The organism is Bradyrhizobium sp. SHOUNA76 (genome assembly GCF_023006445.1).
Classification (GTDB): domain Bacteria; phylum Pseudomonadota; class Alphaproteobacteria; order Rhizobiales; family Xanthobacteraceae; genus Bradyrhizobium.
In genome coordinates this window covers 1-1,203 of the sequence record NZ_JALBHA010000915.1, presented here as the reverse complement: position 1 = coordinate 1,203, position 1,203 = coordinate 1, and the positions used below count along the sequence as shown (strand labels likewise).

Genomic DNA, 1,203 nt, shown 5'->3' with positions numbered 1-1,203 from the left:
CGCCACCTTGCGACGGCTATCGGTATTCGCCGGGCCGTTCGCGCCGGAAGCGGCCGCCGCGGTTGCGTCCGGCGACGGCCTCAGCACCTCGGAGACGCTGGAGGCGATCGACAGCCTGGTCACCAAGTCACTGATCTCGCCATCCGGTTCGCGAGCGCTGCGCTATCGCCTGCTCGACACCACGCGCGCCTACGCGCTCGGCAAGCTGAACGAGCTCGGCGAAAACAGGCAGTTCGCGCGGCGCCATGCGGAGCATTTTCGCGACTTCTTCGAGCGCGCGGGGGCCGACACATCGACGCCGCTTCCCGAATGGCTGAGCACCTATGGTGGGGAGCTCGACAATGTGCGCGCGGCGCTGGACTGGGCCTTCGCGCCCGACGGTGACGCGAGGCTCGGCATCGCGCTGACGGGGACGGCGGTCGCCCTGTGGCTGCGTCTTTCGCTGTTCGCCGAATGCCGCGAGCGCTGCAGAACGGCACTGGCAGCGCTCGGAGACGACCGCGACGACGACCGCATCCGCATGCAGCTGCTGTCGGCACTCGGCTGGTCGCTGATGTATGGCGAGGGCCGTGGGCGCCAGGCGCGCCCGATCCTCGAGACGACGCTCGAACTGGCTGAGAGCCTCGACGACAAGGATTTCCGGCTGCGCGCACTCTGGGGCCTGTGCATCGACCAGTTCAACAACGGACAGTTCGGCAAGGCCCGTGCACTCGCCGATCGCTTTGCCGACGCCGCGGTGAATTCATCAGATAATACCGATCTCATGCTGGGTGACCGCCTGATGGCGGTCGCGCTGCATTATCTGGGAGACCAGAACGATGCGCGGCAGCGCATCGATCGGGTGAACGCCTCGCTGCATGTGCTGGTGGAGAAGCCGAAAATCTTCCCGCTCGATCTCAGGATATCGACGCAATATTTCCGGGCCCGCATTCTCTGGCTTCAGGGCCTCGCCGATCAGGCCCGGGCGCTCGCTGCCAAGAACATTGAAGAAGGCCGTGCCAACGGCCACGCGCTGACCTTCTGTAGCGTGCTGGGGCAGGCCGCCTGCCCGATCGCGTTCTGGTCCGGCGATTTCGACGCCGCCGAGCGCCACGGCGCCGAGCTGCTCGAACACACCGAGCGCCACGCAATCCGGCCGTGGGGCCTGTGGGCACGGGCCTTCAACGCCGCGGTCATTGCCAGGCGCGGGGACGTCGCAACGGG

Annotated in this window: 1 pseudogene; it reads left to right on the top strand. The window is 67.2% G+C overall.

Going from position 1 to position 1,203, the window contains the following annotated elements:
• A pseudogene (locus MOV74_RS38535) lies at nt 1-1,203 on the top strand (ATPase); the annotation flags it as partial.